Consider the following 820-nt stretch of genomic DNA (forward strand, 5'->3'; position numbering starts at 1 on the left):
TCAACGATGGCCCGGTGTGGACCTCGGCCGGAGTCACCGCCGGTATCGACCTGGCCCTGGCCCTGGTGGAGGCCGACCTGGGGCGCGAGGCGGCGCTGGATGTGGCCCGGCAACTGGTGGTGTTTCTCAAGCGCCCGGGCGGCCAGTCGCAGTTCAGCGTGACCCTGTCGCTGCAAAACAGCGGCGGGCGTTTCGATGGCTTGCACGCCTGGATTGCCGAGAATCTCAGTCGCGAGCTGACCTTGCCGATCCTGGCCCAGCAGGCGGGCATGAGCGAGCGCAGCTTCGTCCGTCACTACCGCGCCGACACCGGCCAGACCCCGGCCCGGGCCATCGAACTGATCCGCGTGGAAACCGCCCGGCGCCTGCTGGCCGACACCGGCCTGCCGATCAAACGCATCGCCGCCCAATGCGGTTTTGGCAGTGAAGAAACCCTGCGCCGCAGCCTGCTGCGGGCCCTGGGGGTGACGCCCCAGGCCTATCGCGAACGTTTTGCCAGCACCGAGCAGGTCTGAGCCCGGGGGCGCGGTTCAGCCTTCGACCAGGCTCAGCTGGCCGTCGCTATACAGCACTTCGCGGCCGACCCAGGCCGTGTCCACTTGCGGCAGCACCGCCGACGGCTTGCGCAGTTCCCGCAGTAGCGTGGAGCCGTGGGACAGGCGCCCACCCATGCGCGCGATCACGGCCCGGGCCGCTTGGTAGTGAGCGTGGCGCCCGGGATCGAGGGTGTCTTCCAGGAGGATATCGACCCCCAGCACGCCCTGGACCTGCCCCGGATAGATCATGAAGCCCGCGGCCTGCTCGCTGCCTTCGCGGCCGT

General features: G+C 69.5%; 2 protein-coding genes. One reads left to right on the forward strand and one right to left on the reverse strand.

What is annotated here, in order from left to right; translation table 11 throughout:
• Positions 1-515: GlxA family transcriptional regulator (locus Q7C21_RS22170; RefSeq protein ID WP_375151111.1), on the forward strand; the 515-nt coding region annotated here is incomplete at its 5' end.
• A gap of 15 nt (positions 516-530) precedes the next feature.
• Here the strand turns inward: Q7C21_RS22170 and Q7C21_RS22175 are convergent.
• A partial coding sequence (locus Q7C21_RS22175; RefSeq protein ID WP_375151112.1) for a PEP-utilizing enzyme occupies positions 531-820 on the reverse strand: 290 nt, incomplete at its 5' end.

It is taken from the genome of Pantoea sp. ANP04 (assembly GCF_041982285.1).
Classification (GTDB): domain Bacteria; phylum Pseudomonadota; class Gammaproteobacteria; order Enterobacterales; family Enterobacteriaceae; genus Pantoea; species Pantoea eucalypti.